This is a genomic window from Enterobacter sp. DVT3837, assembly GCF_056238685.1.
The window spans coordinates 2,883,385-2,897,703 of the sequence record NZ_JBWDLA010000001.1 but is presented as its reverse complement, the minus strand read 5'-3'; the positions used below and the strand labels follow the sequence as shown (position 1 = coordinate 2,897,703).

Annotated in this window: 17 protein-coding genes; 6 read left to right on the top strand and 11 right to left on the bottom strand. The window is 54.6% G+C overall.

The genetic code is table 11. The features are described from left to right. Positions 1-63 precede the first annotated feature (63 nt). Positions 64-2,205 carry a phosphate acetyltransferase gene (gene pta, locus AC0XWG_RS14360; protein ID WP_028016236.1) on the top strand — a complete coding sequence of 714 codons (2,142 nt, stop codon included), beginning with the start codon at positions 64-66 and terminating at the stop codon, positions 2,203-2,205. Positions 2,206-2,249: 44 nt separating this feature from the next. On the opposite strand, the gene AC0XWG_RS14355 is transcribed toward pta, so the two are convergent. The 5 genes from AC0XWG_RS14355 to AC0XWG_RS14335 all read right to left on the bottom strand — a co-directional run bounded on the left by AC0XWG_RS14355 (position 2,250) and on the right by AC0XWG_RS14335 (position 6,232). Continuing rightward, positions 2,250-3,203, bottom strand: a complete 954-nt coding sequence (locus AC0XWG_RS14355) for a transketolase family protein (protein WP_108090834.1) — start codon at positions 3,201-3,203, stop codon at positions 2,250-2,252. Continuing rightward, a complete protein-coding gene (locus tag AC0XWG_RS14350; protein WP_128347389.1) occupies positions 3,196-4,026 on the bottom strand; it encodes a transketolase in 831 nt (276 codons plus the stop codon). The genes AC0XWG_RS14355 and AC0XWG_RS14350 overlap by 8 nt, the downstream gene beginning before the upstream one ends. Beyond that, positions 4,023-5,414 (bottom strand): PTS ascorbate transporter subunit IIC, encoded by a 1,392-nt coding sequence (locus AC0XWG_RS14345; protein WP_028016233.1) that lies wholly within the window; start codon positions 5,412-5,414, stop codon positions 4,023-4,025. The genes AC0XWG_RS14350 and AC0XWG_RS14345 overlap by 4 nt, the downstream gene beginning before the upstream one ends. 21 nt (positions 5,415-5,435) lie before the next feature. Then, complete coding sequence (locus AC0XWG_RS14340) at positions 5,436-5,708, bottom strand: PTS sugar transporter subunit IIB (protein WP_003861447.1); 273 nt, start codon at positions 5,706-5,708, stop codon at positions 5,436-5,438. Between the two features lie 80 nt (positions 5,709-5,788). Beyond that, positions 5,789-6,232, bottom strand: coding sequence for a PTS sugar transporter subunit IIA (locus AC0XWG_RS14335; RefSeq protein ID WP_128347388.1), 444 nt, complete (start codon positions 6,230-6,232; stop codon positions 5,789-5,791). Positions 6,233-6,467: 235 nt separating this feature from the next. Between AC0XWG_RS14335 and AC0XWG_RS14330 the strand changes: the two genes are divergently transcribed. Then, positions 6,468-7,487: a LacI family DNA-binding transcriptional regulator gene (locus AC0XWG_RS14330; RefSeq protein ID WP_128347387.1), complete on the top strand. Its 1,020-nt coding sequence runs from the start codon at positions 6,468-6,470 to the stop codon at positions 7,485-7,487. 3 nt (positions 7,488-7,490) lie between these two features. Here AC0XWG_RS14330 and yfcD read toward each other — a convergent pair whose 3' ends face one another. Genes yfcD through yfcF form a run of 3 tightly spaced genes read right to left on the bottom strand, consistent with a single transcriptional unit; the run spans position 7,491 to position 9,353 of the window. Further along, positions 7,491-8,045 carry an NUDIX hydrolase YfcD gene (yfcD, locus tag AC0XWG_RS14325; RefSeq protein ID WP_028016230.1) on the bottom strand — a complete coding sequence of 185 codons (555 nt, stop codon included), beginning with the start codon at positions 8,043-8,045 and terminating at the stop codon, positions 7,491-7,493. 55 nt (positions 8,046-8,100) lie between these two features. Then, positions 8,101-8,652, bottom strand: a complete 552-nt coding sequence (yfcE, locus tag AC0XWG_RS14320; RefSeq protein ID WP_028016229.1) for a phosphodiesterase — start codon at positions 8,650-8,652, stop codon at positions 8,101-8,103. A 56-nt stretch (positions 8,653-8,708) separates the two neighbouring features. Beyond that, positions 8,709-9,353: a glutathione transferase gene (gene yfcF, locus AC0XWG_RS14315; protein ID WP_028016228.1), complete on the bottom strand. Its 645-nt coding sequence runs from the start codon at positions 9,351-9,353 to the stop codon at positions 8,709-8,711. A gap of 139 nt (positions 9,354-9,492) precedes the next feature. On the opposite strand from yfcF, the gene yfcG reads away from it, so the two are divergent. The 4 genes from yfcG to AC0XWG_RS14295 all read left to right on the top strand — a co-directional run bounded on the left by yfcG (position 9,493) and on the right by AC0XWG_RS14295 (position 12,019). Then, positions 9,493-10,122, top strand: coding sequence for a GSH-dependent disulfide bond oxidoreductase (yfcG, locus tag AC0XWG_RS14310; protein ID WP_049005864.1), 630 nt, complete (start codon positions 9,493-9,495; stop codon positions 10,120-10,122). A 67-nt stretch (positions 10,123-10,189) separates the two neighbouring features. Continuing rightward, positions 10,190-10,558 (top strand): dihydroneopterin triphosphate 2'-epimerase, encoded by a 369-nt coding sequence (gene folX / locus AC0XWG_RS14305; RefSeq protein WP_028016226.1) that lies wholly within the window; start codon positions 10,190-10,192, stop codon positions 10,556-10,558. A gap of 13 nt (positions 10,559-10,571) precedes the next feature. Further along, positions 10,572-11,465, top strand: coding sequence for a TIGR01777 family oxidoreductase (locus tag AC0XWG_RS14300; protein WP_128347386.1), 894 nt, complete (start codon positions 10,572-10,574; stop codon positions 11,463-11,465). Positions 11,466-11,509: 44 nt separating this feature from the next. After that, on the top strand, positions 11,510-12,019 hold the full coding sequence (locus AC0XWG_RS14295; RefSeq protein WP_108090839.1) for a GNAT family N-acetyltransferase: 510 nt from the start codon (positions 11,510-11,512) through the stop codon (positions 12,017-12,019). A 47-nt stretch (positions 12,020-12,066) separates the two neighbouring features. Here AC0XWG_RS14295 and hisP read toward each other — a convergent pair whose 3' ends face one another. From hisP to AC0XWG_RS14280, 3 genes are read right to left on the bottom strand one after another with little or no spacing between them, the layout of a single operon-like run. Continuing rightward, complete coding sequence (gene hisP / locus AC0XWG_RS14290; protein WP_028016220.1) at positions 12,067-12,840, bottom strand: histidine ABC transporter ATP-binding protein HisP; 774 nt, start codon at positions 12,838-12,840, stop codon at positions 12,067-12,069. A gap of 8 nt (positions 12,841-12,848) precedes the next feature. After that, positions 12,849-13,565, bottom strand: a complete 717-nt coding sequence (locus AC0XWG_RS14285) for an ABC transporter permease (protein ID WP_028016219.1) — start codon at positions 13,563-13,565, stop codon at positions 12,849-12,851. Continuing rightward, on the bottom strand, positions 13,562-14,248 hold the full coding sequence (locus AC0XWG_RS14280; RefSeq protein ID WP_014832782.1) for a histidine ABC transporter permease HisQ: 687 nt from the start codon (positions 14,246-14,248) through the stop codon (positions 13,562-13,564). Before AC0XWG_RS14280 ends, AC0XWG_RS14285 begins: the two co-directional genes overlap by 4 nt. Between the last annotated feature and the right edge of the window lie 71 nt (positions 14,249-14,319).

Sequence of the window (14,319 nt, the reverse complement as noted above, 5' to 3'; positions counted from 1 at the left end):
GCTAAGCTGGCGGTGCTGTTTTGTAACCCGCCCAATTTCGGCGGTAACGAAAGAGGATAAACCGTGTCCCGTACTATTATGCTGATCCCTACCGGAACCAGCGTCGGCCTGACCAGCGTCAGCCTTGGCGTTATCCGTGCTATGGAACGCAAAGGCGTTCGTCTGAGCGTCTTTAAGCCAATCGCCCAGCCTCGTGCCGGTGGCGATGCGCCAGACCAGACCACCACCATCGTTCGCAAGAACTCCAATCTGCCAGCGGCTGAACCGCTGAAGATGAGCCACGTTGAGTCTCTGCTGTCCAGCAACCAGAAAGACGTGCTGATGGAAGAGATCATCGCCAACTACCACGCTAACACGCAAGACGCGGAAGTGGTGCTGGTTGAAGGTCTGGTCCCGACCCGCAAACACCAGTTTGCCCAGTCTCTGAACTTCGAAATCGCGAAAACCCTGAACGCAGAGATCGTTTTCGTGATGTCTCAGGGCACTGATACCCCTGAGCAGCTGAACGAGCGTATCGAACTGACTCGCAGCAGCTTCGGCGGCGCGAAAAACACCAACATCACTGGCGTAATCGTTAACAAACTGAATGCGCCAGTTGATGAGCAGGGCCGTACTCGCCCTGATCTGTCCGAGATCTTCGACGACTCCTCCAAAGCGAAAGTCATCAAAGTTGATCCGGCTAAACTGCAGGAATCCAGCCCGCTGCCAGTACTTGGCGCGGTACCATGGAGTTTCGATCTGATTGCCACCCGTGCAATCGACATGGCGCGTCACCTGAACGCCACCGTCGTTAACGAAGGCGACATCAATACCCGCCGCGTGAAATCCGTGACCTTCTGTGCGCGTAGCATTCCGCACATGCTGGAACACTTCCGCGCAGGTTCCCTGCTGGTAACGTCCGCAGACCGTCCTGACGTCCTGGTTGCAGCGTGCCTGGCCGCGATGAACGGTGTGGAAATCGGCGCTATCTTGCTGACCGGTGCCTACGAGATGGACCCGCGCGTCAGCAAACTGTGCGAACGCGCGTTTGCCACTGGCCTGCCAGTCTTCATGGTGAACACCAACACCTGGCAGACCTCTCTGAGCCTGCAGAGCTTCAACCTGGAAGTACCGGTTGATGACCACGAGCGTATCGAGAAAGTTCAGGAATACGTTGCGGGTTACATCAACGCAGACTGGATCGAATCCCTGACGGCGACCTCCGAGCGCAGCCGTCGTCTGTCTCCTCCTGCGTTCCGTTATCAGCTGACCGAGCTGGCGCGTAAAGCGGGCAAACGCGTTGTTCTGCCAGAAGGCGACGAACCACGTACCGTTAAAGCGGCGGCTATTTGTGCAGAGCGCGGCATCGCGACCTGCGTGCTGCTGGGCAACCCGGACGAGATCAACCGCGTAGCGGCCTCTCAGGGCGTTGAACTGGGTGCCGGTATCGAAATCGTTGACCCGGAAGTGGTTCGCGAAAGCTATGTTGCACGTCTGGTTGAGCTGCGTAAGAGCAAAGGCATGACCGAAGCCGTTGCGCGTGAACAGCTGGAAGACAACGTGGTGCTGGGTACGCTGATGCTGGAGCAGGACGAAGTTGACGGTCTGGTTTCTGGTGCAGTTCACACCACTGCGAATACCATTCGCCCGCCATTGCAGCTGATCAAAACAGCGCCAGGCAGCTCTCTGGTTTCGTCCGTGTTCTTCATGCTGCTGCCTGAACAGGTTTATGTTTACGGTGACTGCGCGATCAACCCGGATCCAACCGCAGAACAACTGGCTGAAATCGCTATCCAGTCTGCTGACTCCGCGATTGCCTTCGGCATCGAACCACGTGTGGCAATGCTTTCCTACTCCACCGGTACCTCTGGTGCAGGTAGCGATGTAGAGAAAGTCCGTGAAGCAACACGTCTGGCACAGGAAAAACGTCCTGACCTGATGATCGATGGCCCTCTGCAGTACGATGCTGCGGTTATGGCTGACGTTGCGAAATCCAAAGCGCCGAACTCACCGGTTGCAGGTCGCGCGACCGTGTTCATCTTCCCTGATCTGAACACCGGTAACACCACCTACAAAGCGGTACAGCGTTCTGCAGACCTGATCTCCATCGGGCCAATGCTGCAAGGTATGCGCAAACCTGTGAACGACCTGTCCCGTGGTGCGCTGGTAGACGATATCGTCTACACCATCGCGCTGACCGCGATCCAGTCTTCACAGCAGCAGTAAGTTTTACTGCAACAAAAAGGCGACCCTCTGGTCGCCTTTTTTATTTACAGCAGCTCACGCGCCGCCGACACAATGCCATGTGCCGTCAGGCCATACTCCTTCTGCAGGAAATCCTGTGTCCCCACCTGGCCATAACGCTCCTTCACGCCAACCCGACGCATCGGTACCGGGCAGGTTTCTACCAGCACTTCCGCAACGGCTGAACCCAGCCCGTTATGAATACTGTGGTTTTCGCAGGTGACGATACGCCCGGTTTTCTCGGCGTAGTTTTTCACCAGCATCCGGTCGATAGGCTTCAGGGTAAACATGTCGATGACCGCCGCGCTGACGCCCTCCTTCTCCAGCTGACGCGCCGCTTCCAGTGCTTCCGCCACCATAATGCCATTGGCAATCAGGGTAATATCGGTGCCTTCGCGCAGCACATTGCCTTTGCCGATGGTAAACGTCGAGCCAGGCGCGTACACGCTCGGTGCTTGCTTACGGATGGTACGTACCCAGTAGAAGCCTTCGAGGTCGATAAGCTGGCGCAACACGTCTTCAAACATTACCGCGTCGGTGACTTCCAGCACCACCGAGTGCGCCAGACCGCGAACGATACCCATGTCTTCAAACGACATATGCGTTCCGCCGTTGTGGCAGGCCGTCACGCCTGCATCTGAAGCTATCACCTTCACGTTGTTGCGCTGGTAGTCAAGGGACATAAACAGCTGATCAAAACAGCGACGGCTGGCGAAGGCGGTAAAGGTATGAACAAACGGTTTACGCCCGGTGAGAGACAACCCTGCAGCCGTACCAATCACGTTCGCTTCCATGATGCCGCAGTTAATCACATGCTGCGGATAATCACGCGCCACGCTATCCATCGCCATAGAGCTCATCAGATCCGCTTCAAGGGCGATAATCTCACTTCCCGCCTCAATCTGCTTAGCCACAAAACTCGCGTAGACTTTACGCATCTCAATGGCATCTTTCTGTCCTGCTGGTGCAACCTTAATCATGTGTAGCCTCCAGTTGGCGGATAGTCTCATCGAGGGCCGCTTTGCTCTCTGCGGTCAATCGCAGATGGTGCGAGTTACTGAGCTGCTCCAGATACGGCACCCCCTGCCCTTTAATGCTGTCCAGGATCACCACTCTTGGGCGAGCATCTTTCGCCGGAACCAGAGAGGTCACTTCCAGCAGCGCCGGAATATCGTCTCCTTTGACCGTCACCACGTCATAGCCAAAAGCGCGGAATTTTCCTTCCAGGTCGAACGCACAGATAATATCGTCCAGCTCGCCATCCAGCTGCTGCTTGTTCCAGTCCACGAATATCGTCAGGTTATTCAGACGATGGTGCGCAATAAACTGGAAGGCTTCCCAGCACTGCCCTTCGTTCAATTCGCCGTCACCGACGATGCAGAAGACCCGATTCGGTCGCCCAGCCAGCTTGTGCGACAGCGCCATTCCCCCGGCAATGGAGATCCCTTGCCCCAAGGATCCCGTGGTGGCATCCACGCCACGCGTTTTCAGGCGATCCGGATGGCTTGGCAGTCGGGTACCGTTCTGGTTCAGCGTGCTCAGTTCTTCCACCGGGAAGTAACCCTTGATCGCCAGCGTGCTGTAGAGCGCCGGGCCCGCATGACCTTTCGACAGGACAAAGTAGTCACGCTCTGGCCAGTCCGGATCGGCCGGGTCGATTTTCATCACCGCGCCGTACAGCACGGCCAGCGTTTCAACCACCGACATACTGCCACCGTAGTGTCCAAAGCCCAGCTGCGTCAGGGATTTCAGCGTCTCAAGACGGATCTGACGCGCGAGTTCGGTTATCTCTTTCTCATTCATGATTTGGCTCCGGTGTTTTCCTGCGCGTTACCGCCTGCAGGTTTGTTTTTCGCGAAGACGTTGTACGCCACCAGCAGCGCGAATAGCGCCACAACCAGCCCGGTAATGGCAAGCGGCGACAGGAAGCGCGCCAGATTGCCGAGCACAATCCCAACCGCGCCGAAATCTGCGTCCGAGAACGTTGTGTTAGCAAAGCCAATTGCGCCCAGCACCGGTAACAGCAGTACCGGCAGGAAGGTGATCAGCAACCCGTTGGCAAAGGCGCCAATCATTGCCCCGCGACGTCCACCGGTGGCGTTACCGAACACGCCCGCCGTTGCGCCGGTGAAGAAGTGCGGCACCACGCCCGGGAGTATCAGTACCCAGTTAAACTGGCCGCAGATGATCAGCCCCACAATCCCACCCAGAAAGCTGAACAGGAAGCCAATCAGCACCGCGTTTGGTGCATACGGATAGACCACCGGGCAGTCCAACGCCGGGCGCGCATTGGGCACCAGTTTTTCCGAGAAGCCGGTAAAGGCCGGAACGATTTCCGCCAGGATCAGGCGCACACCCTGCAGGATGATGAACACGCCCGCCGCGAAGGTAATCGCCATGATGATGGCGTAGACCAGGTAGTTCTGACCGCCGCTGAAGGTGGCCTCAACGTATTCACGCCCGGCACTCACCGCCATGATCAGATAGATAATCATCATGGTCAGCGAGATGGAGATAGAACTGTCGCGAAGGAAGCTCAGGTTCTTCGGCAGGTTCATCTCTTCGGTTGAGCGGGAGCCTTTGCCAACCTTGCTGCCAATCCAGCCGGAAAGCACATAGCCCAGCGTGCCGAAGTGACCAAAGGCGATATCGTCGTTACCGGTGATACGCTTCATATAACGCTGCGCAATCGCCGGGAAGAAGGCCATTACCAGACCGAGGATCAGCGAGCCGGTAAAGACCAGCCCTACGCCTTCAAAGCCCGCTACCGTCAGGATCACACCAATCATGCACGCCATATAAAAGGTGTGATGCCCGGTCAGGAAGATATACTTCAGGCGGGTAAAGCGAGCGACGATAATATTCGCCACCATCCCGAAGGCCATAATCAGTGCGGTTGCGGCACCGTATTTCTCAAGCGCAATCGACACAATCGCTTCATTGTTTGGAATAATCCCCTGGATAGTAAAAGCGTGCTCAAACATGCCGCCTAAAGGATTCAATGACCCTACCAGTACTGTGGCACCACCACCCAGCACAATAAATCCCAGGATAGTTTTAATTGTCCCTTTCACCACGTCCGAAAACGCTTTTTTCTGTGCAACCAAACCGATTAACGCAATTAACCCCACCAGCACCGAAGGGACTTTTAATATATCAACAACGAAATTCAGCGTTTCAAGGATAAACATATCCACCTCGCCTTATCAGGGTTATTGTCTTTCGAACCAGGCACGCAGTTGCGCTTCAAGTTCGTTGATGTCGATGATGTTGTTGATCACCACCAGCTGGCTTTCCGGCACGCTGGCGCTGGCCGCAATGTCTTTTGCCATCACGAACAGGTCGGCCGCGCCCGGTGTGGCCGAGGAGAGATCGGAGTGTTCAACCTCGGCCTCAATCTCCAGCTTTTTGAGCACCTTTTTGATATTCATTTCGACCATAAAACTACTGCCCAGGCCAGAACCGCAAATAGCCATGATTTTCATTGTTGTCCCCTTTTTTTGAGTAGAGCACGCCCCATCACGCCGGCGCGTAATGTTGTGAAAAATCGGATTAAAGAATTAAATCAGAAGCGGTCAATAATCGTTTTAATTTCCTCCAGGGTATTCGCCTGATGCAATTCAGCCATATCTTCATCGCTGGAAAATAGCTCAGCCAGTGAAGAAATCATCTCGATATGGCTATGTTTGTCCGGCGCCGCGAGCATAATAATGACATCGACAGGGTCAAACTCACCGGCACCAAAAGAGACGCCCTGTTTTAGTTTTAATAAAGACAACCCCAGTCCTTTGGCTCCTTCCTCCGGCCGCGCATGCGGCATCGCCAGCCCTGGTGCCAGCACATAGTAAGGTCCTAATGTACGATGTTGTTCAACGATCGCCGTGACGTATTCCGGCGCGATCACCTTCAGATCCAGCAACGGTTTTGCACATATCTCCAGCGCCTGTGGCCAGCTTTCAACGCTTTCCTGAAGCGTGATGGTTGTATCATATATCCATTTATTCAGCACTTTTCACTCCCGTCACACTGCAAAAGATGAGCAAACTTTATTCAACACATCAATACTTGGCTGCGATCAAGATCACAAAGATAGCGCTACCAACCGCTAACATTCAGAAATGTGATAGCGCTATCAAATTGTAATCATGGAGTGAAATCACAGCAAAAAAAGGGATTTAGGGCGTATACTGCCTGTCACGTGAAACGAAGGAAAATAAGAACGCGTCTGGTCAGCAGGAAGGTGTATGTCTCTAACCCGAAAACGGCGCAGTACCGGTAAAGTGACACTCGCCGATGTCGCACAGCTTGCCGGTGTGGGCACGATGACCGTGTCCCGTGCACTCCGCACGCCCGAACAGGTTTCCGATAAACTGCGAGAAAAAATTGAAGCCGCGGTGCAAGAGTTAGGTTATATGCCCAATCTTGCGGCCAGTGCACTGGCCTCAGCCTCGTCATGGACGATTGCGATGGTCGTTCCTAATCTCTCCGAGGCTGGCTGTTCCGAGATGTTCGCCGGGCTACAGCAGGTGCTGCAGCCTGCCGGCTATCAGATCATGCTGGCAGAATCCCAGCATCGTCTTGAACAGGAAGAGAAGCTGCTGGAGACACTTCTGGCGTCGAATATTGCCGCCGCCATTTTGCTCAGTGTTGAACACTCTGACACTGTCCGCCACTGGCTGAAAAATGCCTCCATTCCGGTAATGGAAATGGGGGCCATGCGTGCCGATCCGATTGATATGAATATCGGGATTGATAACGTAGCGGCCATGTACGAACTGACGGAAATGGTCATTAAGCGCGGCTATCAAAATATTGGTCTGCTGTGCGCCAACCAGGAACAGTGGATTTTCCAGCAGCATTTACAGGGCTGGTACAAAGCGATGCTTCGACACCATATGTCACCGAACCGGGTCATTAACGCTGCCATGCCGCCAGTTTTCTCGACCGGCGCCGCGCAACTGCCGGAATTCCTGCTGGCATGGCCTGAACTGGATGCGCTGGTGTGCGTCTCAGACGAACTGGCCTGTGGCGCGCTGTATGAATGTCAGCGCAGGCGAATCAAGGTACCAGACGATCTGGCGGTGGTAGGCTTTGGCGACAGCGATGTGAGCCGCGTCTGTCAGCCGCCGCTAACGACGATGGCAGTGCCGCATCGTAAGATTGGGATTGAAGCGGGGAAAGCACTTCTGGAACGTCTGAATGACGGAGACTGGCGCGATCAAAAGCCCATCGCGTCCAGTCTGTGTCTGCGAGAGAGTTGCTAAGGCTTACTCAGCCTCTTCCTCTTTCTCTGATTTGGTCGACTCGTTATTCGCGTTACGGCTCATCCACAGTGCCAGCGCTTTTAATGAATCTGGAGTGAACTCGTCGCAACGCGCGGTAATTTCTTCCGGCGTCATCCAGTTCACTTCGCTGACTTCTTCTTCCTGCAGGGCAAACGGCCCGTGAGAGACGCAGCTAAACAACCCACCCCAGACGCGGCAGTTTTCATCCTCAAAATAGAACTGCCCATGTTCGGCAAACGGTACGCCCGCAATACCTAACTCTTCTTCCGCTTCACGACGCGCGGAATCCAGCAGCACTTCATCAGCCTGGACCACACCGCCTGCAGTGGCATCCAGCATACCCGGGAGAAAATCTTTGGTGTCCGTGCGGCGCTGAACCAGAATTTTACCCATACCGTCATGAACAACGATATATGTCGCACGATGACGCAGACGTTCCGCACGCATTTGTTCGCGGCTGGCCTGCGCGATCACTTCATTCTCTTCGCTGACAATGTCAACCCACTCTGTACTTGCCAAATGATTCTGCTCCACCATCGGGAAACCTTCTCGTCTAAGCGCTCTTTCGGCGCGTTTGCAGTTGAGGTGTAACTTACGGATTAATCGCTACCTGCGCAATAACTTGCTGATCATTAAGTGCGATAACGCTTAACGTATTTCCATCGAGCATGCCATAGCTTGCAGGGTATCCGCCTTTGGGTATGCTGACCGACCCCGGGTTAAAGTGATAAATCTCACCGCGCTTTTCAGCAACCGGAATATGAGTATGACCGTAAACCAGGACATCGCCAGCCGCCAGCGTCGGGAGATTATCCGGGCTAAAAAGATGCCCATGCGTCAGAAACAGGCGACTTTTTTCCAGCAGTACCTGTTGCCACGGCGCGGTAAGAGGAAAATGCAACAGCATCTGGTCCACTTCGCTGTCGCAGTTACCGCGAACGGCGATGATGCGCGAGGCATGCTGGTTGAGCTTTTCCGCCACTTGCGCCGGGGCATAGCCTTCCGGTAGCGCATTACGCGGTCCGTGATTGAGCACATCGCCCAGAATGATCAGCCACTGCGCACCGCTTTGCGCAAACAGGGAAAGAACTCGCTCGGTAGCGGGCAGCGATCCATGGATATCCGACGCAAACATTAGTTTCATCAGTCACTCCTCGGGAAAACAAACTGCCCTTATCATACCTGAAGCGCCAGGGGTTATCAGCCCGCACGCTTAGCGGAGAGTGCCACATAGCGCTGCACAGAGGCTCGCTGCCATTGAAACGCAGCATAATCCACCAGCAGTTGCGGCACTTCATCACCGTTGAGGATTAAGCGGTTTAACATCAACGCCAGATCGGCGTCGGCAATGCACCACTCGCCGAACAGGTTCGGGTTGCCATGCGCAAGCAGTGAGGTAGCGGTTTCAATCAGTTTTTGCGCGCTTTCTGTGCCTTCTGCGCTCAGGGCTGGTTTTTTCACCCCGGCAAACACAACGTCCGTCGAGCGTTCCACGCGAATCGGTACCAGATCGCTACGCAGCCACGCCTGAATCTGCCGCGCCCGGGCACGCTTTTGCAGATCGTGAGGGTAGATACGTTCCCATTCTGGTGGCGCGAAGCGATCTTCCAGATATTCATCAATCGCTGACGATTCGCTCAGCGCAAATCCATCTATTTCCAGCACCGGTACACGTCGGGTCAGGTCGTAGCCCTGCCACTGCGGCTTGAGATGTTCACCACCATCAAGATCAACGGTCTTCAGCGTAAAAGTGAGCCCCTTTTCAGCCAGCGCAACGTATACGCTCATTACATAGGGAGAAAAGAAATTCGCATCGGACCACAATGTGATTACAGGCTGGTTCATAACATCCTCATCGGCTGATCGGTTTTTACTCAACATATAATCTCTTTGCCTTGCTGTCACTTGATGAAAACTCACGATTTACAACAACCACCTATACTCATTTTCATGACGCCATTCTTCACATGGAGAAGAGTTGAAAATGATCGACCTTTATTATGCCCCTACCCCAAACGGCCAAAAGATCACCCTCTTTCTTGAAGAGGCCGAACTGGATTACCGGATCATTCGCGTGGATATCAGCAAAGGCGATCAATTTAGCCCTCTCTTTCTGGCTATCTCACCAAACAATAAAATCCCAGCCATCATAGATAACCAGCCAGCGGATGGGGGCAGACCATTGAGCCTGTTTGAATCCGGCGAAATTTTACTCTATCTGGCGGAGAAAACCGGCAAACTGTTGAGCGGTGAATTGCGTGAACGGCACCATACTTTGCAATGGCTGTTCTGGCAGGTGAGTGGGCTGGGTCCCATGCTGGGGCAAAATCACCATTTTACCGCTTACGCCCCGCAGCCCATTCCCTATGCGATAGAACGTTACCAGGTAGAAACTCAACGGCTCTATGGCGTCCTGAATCGTCGCCTGGAGAAAACGCCGTGGCTCGGGGGCGATCATTACAGTATTGCTGATATCGCCTGCTGGCCATGGGTGAATACCTTCGAAAAGCACCGAATTGACCTGGCCTCTTACCCGGCGGTGAACAACTGGTTTGAGCGTATTCGGACCCGCCCGGCCACCGAACGCGCGATGCAAAAAATCCAGCAAATTTAACCCTGTATGAGGCTGGGTGCCTCTCATGTATTATGAGCAGGAAATACTGACACGGAGAAGACCTGCAATGTCACAGCCAGACGCTATTATTCGTATAAAAAATTTACGCCTGCGTACCTTCATCGGTATCAAAGAGGAAGAGATCGCCAACCGTCAGGATATTGTCATTAACGTGGTGATTCACTACCCGGCAGATAAAGCGCGGGCGAGTGAAGACATCAATGATGCGCTGAACTACCGCACCATCACCAAAAACATCATCCAGTACGTGGAAAATAACCGCTTCTCTCTGCTGGAAAAATTAACTCAGGATGTGCTCGACATCGCACGCGAACATCACTGGGTCACTTATGCTGAAGTAGAGATCGATAAACTTCACGCCCTGCGTTATGCCGATTCCGTCTCCATGACGTTAAGCTGGCAACACCAGGCGTAAACCTGGAGGTTGTATGAAGATTTTGCTGACCGGCGGTACAGGATTGATTGGTCATCATCTCGTTGCGCGCCTGCAGGCGCTGCATCACGACATTACCGTTGTGACGCGCAGCCCGGAGAAAGCGCGCCAGGTGCTGGGGACGGGTGTCGACATCTGGAAAAATTTGTCCGAGCAGCAAAATCTGGACGGCTTTGACGCCGTCATCAACCTGGCAGGCGAACCCATCGCCGATAAACGCTGGACGGAAGAGCAAAAACAGTTGCTCTGCAGCAGTCGGTGGAACATTACCGAAAAGCTGGTTGAGCTTATCCGCAATAGCCACACCCCGCCTTCGGTGTTGATTTCAGGCTCAGCAGTGGGCTATTACGGCGATCTCGGCGAAGTGGTAGTGACCGAGGAAGAGCCCCCCCATAACGAGTTTACCCACAAACTCTGCGCCCAGTGGGAACGCATTGCCTGTGCCGCGCAGAGCGATCGCACCCGCGTCTGCCTGTTGCGTACCGGCGTAGTGCTTGCGCCGAAAGGCGGCATTCTGGCGAAGATGCTTCCCCCTTTCAGGCTCGGGCTCGGCGGCCCCATAGGTAATGGCCGCCAGTATATGGCGTGGATCCACATTGACGATATGGTGAACGGCATTCTCTGGCTGCTGGATAACGATCTGCGCGGGCCGTTTAACATGGTTGCGCCGTATCCGGTGCGTAATGAGCAGTTTGCTCATGCGCTGGGGCACGCCCTGCATCGCCCGGCGATTTTACGTGTCCCTGCAACGGTAATTCGCCTGATAATGGGTGAAGCATCGGTGCTGGCATTAGGTGGGCAACGGGCGCTGCCAAAACGGCTGGAAGCGGCCGGATTTGCGTTCCGCTGGTATGAATTAGAAGAGGCGCTGGGGGATGTAGTACGGTGAATATGTTACAGTGACAGGCCATGTTCCGAATAAATGGCGTAACAATGGCAACGATCACCACTCCCCGGCTTCACCTCACTCCTTTTGAACCCACTGACTGGGCCTTCTTCCGCTCGCTACGAGAAGATCGCAGCATCATGCGCTATATGGCCGCCATCGCGCCGGAAAAAGAGACCCGACGCGTGTTTGCCGCGCGACTCGCTGCTGCCCATGTGTTTGTCATTCGTTTGCGGGATGATGACACACCGCTTGGTGACATTGGCCTGCAAATCAGCCCTGAGAATCGTGAAGAGGCCGATATCGGCTATACGGTTGTGCCTGCCGCGCAGGGAAAAGGGATTGCCAGCGAGGCGCTGCGCGCGGTGTGTGACTATGCGTTTAACCAGACCGGCGTGAAAGCGATTAACGCCTACGTGCTGGCAGATAACGGCGGCTCGGTGCGAGTATTAGAGAAAGCCGGGTTTGTACGCACGCAGGTGCTGGAAAAGGCGTACGAGATTGACGGCGTGCGCTATGACGACTGGGTGTATCGGCTGGAGTGCGGTACAGTTTGATGCAGCACTCCAGCCCTCTCCCAAAGGGGAGAGGGAGAAAGGCAAATCTACTTCAGTGAGCCTTTCAGGAACTGCTGTAAACGCGGGCTTTGCGGGTTTGCCAGCACCTCGTCCGGATGCCCCTGCTCTTCTATTTTCCCCTGATGCAGGAAGATAACGTGATTCGAGACGTTACGGGCGAAGCCCATCTCATGGGTGACCACCACCATCGTTTTCCCCTCTTCAGCCAGCTTCTGCATAATGCGCAGCACTTCGCCGACGAGTTCTGGATCGAGCGCGGAGGTCGGTTCGTCGAACAACAGCACCTCGGGTTCCATCGCCAGCGCGCGGGCGATGGACACACGCTGCTGCTGACCACCGGATAGATGCACCGGGTATTTCATCTGCTGGCGCTCATCGATACCCACTTTCGCCAGGTATTTCACCGCGCGCTCGCGGGCTTCCTGCTTGCTCAGGCCCAGCACCTGAACCGGTGCTTCCATCACGTTCTCCAGCACCGTCATATGGCTCCAGAGATTGAAGTGCTGGAACACCATCGTTAGCCGCGTACGCAGCAAGCGCAGCTGGTTCTTATCTGCAACCTTAAGCTGGCCGTCTTTATCACGGACCAGGTTAATATTCTGTCCGCTCACCACAATCGAGCCTTCACTCGGTTTTTCGAGGAAGTTGATGCAGCGCAGGAAGGTACTTTTTCCCGAGCCGGATGAGCCGATAATACTGATCACGTCGCCCGCATTCGCCTGCAGCGACACCCCTTTCAGCACTTCATGTTCGCCGTAGCGTTTGTGCAAATCAATAACGTTTAATTTGTTCTCAGCCATCATCTTTCTCAGTGCGTCGAAGAAGGTTTTATATGCTGCAACCAGCGTTTTTCAGCCTTACGGAACAGGCTAATCAGAACATAAGAGATAATTAAATAGAGCACCGCCGCAATGCCAAACGCGGTAAACGGCTGATAGGTCGCGGAGTTAATATCGCGCGCAATTTTAAGCAGATCCGGCACCGTCGCGGTAAAGGCGAGCGCGGTGGAGTGCAGCATCAAAATCACTTCGTTACTGTACGCCGGTAGCGCGATACGCAGCGCCGACGGCAGAATAATGCAACGGTAAAGTTTCACTGATGAGAAACCATACGCGCGCGCCGCCTCGATTTCACCGTAAGGCACGGAACGAATTGCCCCCGCGAAAATCTCGGTGGTATAGGCGCAGGTATTGAGCGTCAACGCCAGCACCGTACAGTTCAGGCCACTGCGGAAGAACGCATTCAGCATCTCAGTGCCTTTTACGATCTCAAGCGTATACATCCCCGAATAGAACACCAGCAGCTGCACGTACAGCGGTGTGCCGCGAAACACATAGGTAAACAGCCAGATCGGGAACTGGATATATTTATTGTTCGACACGCGGCCAATGGCAAGAAACACCGCCAGAATGCCGCCCATCACCACGGAGGAGATCAGCAGCCAGAGCGTAATCGCCACGCCGGTAAAGCGATAGCCATCTGTCCACAGCAGCGATTTCCAGTATTCCTGAATAATCTCAATCACAGGTCAGCCCTCTTCACACCCACGGAGTAGCGACGCTCGAGCAGAAGCAGCACACCATTGGAGACGGTCGTAAAGACCAGATAAATCACGCCACAGACCACCGCAAAGTAGAACGGCTCCCAGGTGCTCTTGCCCGCCAGCTGAGTCGCTTTAACGACGTCTTCCAGACCGAGCAGCGAGACCAGCGCCGTCGCTTTGAGGATAACCTGCCAGTTGTTACCGATACCCGGAAGCGCATAGCGCATCATGGCCGGGAACATGATTCGGCGAAACGTTTGTGAGGAGGTAAAACCAAATGCGGTTGCCGCCTCAATGTGACCTTTCGGCACGGCCATGTAAGCACCGCGGAAAGTTTCAGTGAAGTAGGCTCCGTAGATAAAACCGAGGGTGATAATACCAGCCACCATCGGGTCAATATCAATTTGTCCCATTCCCATCGCGTCCGTCACGCTGTTCAGCGCAATCTGCAGACCGTAGAAGATAAGCAGCATCAGCACCAGATCGGGAACACCGCGAATGAGCGTGGTATAGCCTTCAAAAATCAACGCCAGTGGTTTGTTAGCTGAAAGCTTCGCACCGGCACCCGCCAGACCTATCAGCACCGCCAGCACCACGGAGCTGATCGCCAGCTCAAGGGTGACAAGCGCGCCCTGTAAAATAACGCCAGAAAATCCGTACAGCATACCGCGAGCCCTGTCGTATCGTGAGTGGTGGAACCGTGTCTTTTCCCCTCCCACTGCGGGAGGGGCCGCAC

Coding starts and splice junctions, on each gene's coding strand:
- AC0XWG_RS14355 (WP_108090834.1), bottom strand. CDS start 3,203: ATGATTAAGGTTGCACCAGCAGGACAGAAAGATGCCATTGAGATGCGT.
- AC0XWG_RS14350 (WP_128347389.1), bottom strand. CDS start 4,026: ATGAATGAGAAAGAGATAACCGAACTCGCGCGTCAGATCCGTCTTGAG.
- AC0XWG_RS14345 (WP_028016233.1), bottom strand. CDS start 5,414: ATGTTTATCCTTGAAACGCTGAATTTCGTTGTTGATATATTAAAAGTC.
- AC0XWG_RS14340 (WP_003861447.1), bottom strand. CDS start 5,708: ATGAAAATCATGGCTATTTGCGGTTCTGGCCTGGGCAGTAGTTTTATG.
- AC0XWG_RS14330 (WP_128347387.1), top strand. CDS start 6,468: ATGTCTCTAACCCGAAAACGGCGCAGTACCGGTAAAGTGACACTCGCC.
- yfcD (WP_028016230.1), bottom strand. CDS start 8,045: ATGGTGGAGCAGAATCATTTGGCAAGTACAGAGTGGGTTGACATTGTC.
- yfcE (WP_028016229.1), bottom strand. CDS start 8,652: ATGAAACTAATGTTTGCGTCGGATATCCATGGATCGCTGCCCGCTACC.
- yfcF (WP_028016228.1), bottom strand. CDS start 9,353: ATGAACCAGCCTGTAATCACATTGTGGTCCGATGCGAATTTCTTTTCT.
- yfcG (WP_049005864.1), top strand. CDS start 9,493: ATGATCGACCTTTATTATGCCCCTACCCCAAACGGCCAAAAGATCACC.
- folX (WP_028016226.1), top strand. CDS start 10,190: ATGTCACAGCCAGACGCTATTATTCGTATAAAAAATTTACGCCTGCGT.
- AC0XWG_RS14300 (WP_128347386.1), top strand. CDS start 10,572: ATGAAGATTTTGCTGACCGGCGGTACAGGATTGATTGGTCATCATCTC.
- AC0XWG_RS14295 (WP_108090839.1), top strand. CDS start 11,510: ATGGCAACGATCACCACTCCCCGGCTTCACCTCACTCCTTTTGAACCC.
- hisP (WP_028016220.1), bottom strand. CDS start 12,840: ATGGCTGAGAACAAATTAAACGTTATTGATTTGCACAAACGCTACGGC.
- AC0XWG_RS14280 (WP_014832782.1), bottom strand. CDS start 14,248: ATGCTGTACGGATTTTCTGGCGTTATTTTACAGGGCGCGCTTGTCACC.